Source organism: Pandoraea eparura (genome assembly GCF_902459725.1).
Lineage (GTDB): Bacteria > Pseudomonadota > Gammaproteobacteria > Burkholderiales > Burkholderiaceae > Pandoraea > Pandoraea eparura.
Window position 1 is genome coordinate 1 of record NZ_CABPSH010000033.1, and the last position, 892, is coordinate 892.

Annotated in this window: 1 tRNA gene and 1 rRNA gene; both read right to left on the reverse strand. The window is 48.4% G+C overall.

Annotated features, from left to right (window positions below):
• Positions 1-357: ribosomal RNA gene (locus tag PEP31012_RS23490) — 23S ribosomal RNA — on the reverse strand; the annotation flags it as partial.
• 337 nt (positions 358-694) lie between these two features.
• A tRNA-Ala gene (locus tag PEP31012_RS23495) sits at positions 695-770 on the reverse strand.
• Positions 771-892 lie beyond the last annotated feature (122 nt).

Below are 892 nucleotides of genomic sequence, written 5' to 3' on the forward strand. Positions count from 1 at the left end.
TAGTTCCACACCAGGGTTTTCTCATACGGGGCTATCACCCACTATGGCCGGACTTTCCATTCCGTTTTGATAACACCTGTGCTAAATCTTGAAGGCTGGTCCCATTTCGCTCGCCACTACTTTGGGAATCTCGGTTGATTTCTTTTCCTGCAGCTACTTAGATGTTTCAGTTCGCCGCGTTCGCTTCACTAGACCTATGTATTCAGTCTAGGATGACCCATAGGGCCGGGTTTCCCCATTCGGACATTTGTGGATCAAAGCTTATTTGCCAGCTCCCCACAACTTTTCGCAGGCTATCGCGTCCTTCATCGCCTGTAATCGCCAAGGCATCCACCACATGCACTTATTCGCTTGACCCTATAACGAGTGTGTCTTTTCCGATCGTCGTTTGCACTTTCGCACCGACGAGGATCCGATGCAGAGCACCGACTCTTTATAGGTTGAGTTTTCGCGTTGTGCCGTATTCCAAGTCATCTTTCGATCACTTAAATACTAGTTGATACAATCACAACCCGTACAATTTCCACGCGCCATCTCTAACGCGCTTCCGTTGTACTACTACTTCTTCCAAATTGTTAAAGAACAAATACTGCATGACATTGCTGTCATTCAAAAACGTTCACGCTAAATCACTATTGGGATTTACTACAGACGTAAAAGCTTTTGACTGACATCGATGTGCGATCTAAGGAATTGGTGGAGGCAGACGGGATCGAACCGACGACCCCCTGCTTGCAAAGCAGGTGCTCTCCCAGCTGAGCTATGCCCCCAAATCAAGCCATTTACCGTCTGACTTGGTCAAGCGGTGGTTAAGCTTGGTGGGTCTGGAAGGACTTGAACCTTCGACCCCCGCCTTATCAAGACGGTGCTCTAACCACCTGAGCTACAGACC